1 protein-coding gene is annotated in these 935 nt (G+C 67.9%); it reads right to left on the bottom strand.

Translation table 11 applies throughout. The features are described 5' to 3' along the window. Positions 1 to 4 precede the first annotated feature (4 nt). Positions 5 to 935, bottom strand: a 931-nt coding sequence (locus Ani05nite_RS40700; protein ID WP_275410727.1) for a non-reducing end alpha-L-arabinofuranosidase family hydrolase, incomplete at its 5' end; no start/stop codon positions are given.

Genomic DNA, 935 nt, shown 5'->3' with positions numbered 1-935 from the left:
TCGGTCAGCGCTGGCGGGTGAGCAGGCCGGGGCGGTAGGGCAGCAGGCCGTAGTCGCCGCCGGAGCTGGGGGAGCGGCCCTGGTAGAGCAGTTGCAGGTTGCAGGGGTCGATGGTCATGGTCTGGTCGGCGCTGGTGCGGATCAGCTCGCCGTGGCTGATGTCGTTGGTCCAGGTCGCGCCGCTGTTGGCTTTGCCGGCGAAGGGGTTGCTCTCGGTGGCGGCCTGCGGGGTCCAGGTGCCGCCGAGGCTGGTGGCGGTGAAGGACCGGAAGTAGCGGCCCTGGCTGCCGATGGCTTCGACGATCATCAGGTACTGGTTCTGGCCCTGGACCTTGTAGACCTGCGGCGCTTCGAACAGGTTGTTGGTGGAGTCGCTCATGATGGTGGTGGAGGAGGAGCCGAAGCTGCCCGGGAAGTTGCCGATCGGCATGCTGGCCCGGTAGATCTTGCCGTTGTCGCCGGCGAAGAACAGGTACATGTTCGTGCCGTCACCGATCACCGTCTGGTCGATCGGGCCCGTGCCCGAGCCGCTGATGCTGCCGGTGAACAACGGCTGCGGCGCCGACCAGCCGTTGGCGTTGGTCGGGTCGGTGGAGGTGCGGTAGGAGAACGCGGTGGGACCCCACTGGTGGGTCAGCACCCAGATGTTCTTCGGGGCGAAGTAGAACAGCGACGGCGCGACCGCCCCCGACGACATCTTGTTCTGGCTGGCCGAGGCCAGCTCGGACCAGTTCGTGATCGGGCTGAAGTTCATCGACCCCCAGGACGAGCCGGTGTCGTGGGTGGTCGCGTAGACCAGCTGCCGGCCGTTGTAGGGCGCGGCGGTGAAGTCCTTGAGCGACACCCACCCCGAACGGGGGTTGGCCAGCGACCCGGTCGAGCTCCACCGGTACGACGACGGCAGCGTGCACGACCCACCCGGCGGCGGCGACGTC

This window comes from Actinoplanes nipponensis, from assembly GCF_016862275.1.
Classification (GTDB): Bacteria; Actinomycetota; Actinomycetes; order Mycobacteriales; family Micromonosporaceae; genus Actinoplanes; species Actinoplanes nipponensis.
This window is presented reverse-complemented; position numbering and strand designations above follow the sequence as displayed.